We start from the raw sequence: 284 nt of genomic DNA, 5'->3' as shown, positions 1-284 counted from the left end.
ACATCTAACATCGAAGGAGTTGCTTCTACAAAACAAAAAACGGTATATGGTTATAAGGCACCTTTAGCCAAAAAACAACTTGCACCAGAAGGCACATTGGTAACATTGTATCCCTTAACACCTTATTTTGAGGAATTTATCAAATTAAGAAAACAAAAAGAGAACAAAAAAACTTTGGTTTACATTTCTGATGAAGCTTATAAATATAGGATAGAAACCAAAACAGATGCTTATGGAAGATTCAAATTTGAAAAGCTGAAACCTGGAAAATATTTTATTGAAAG

1 protein-coding gene is annotated in these 284 nt (G+C 31.0%); it reads left to right on the top strand.

All coding sequences use genetic code 11. The annotated features are described in order from the left end of the window. A partial coding sequence (locus SB752_RS32280; RefSeq protein ID WP_410719477.1) for a hypothetical protein occupies nucleotides 1-284 on the top strand: 284 nt, incomplete at both ends.

Source organism: Brevibacillus sp. SIMBA_040, assembly GCF_046535075.1.
Classification (GTDB): Bacteria; Bacillota; Bacilli; order Brevibacillales; family Brevibacillaceae; genus Brevibacillus.
Note: the sequence above shows the minus strand (reverse complement) of the source record. Positions and strands in the feature narration are given on the sequence as shown.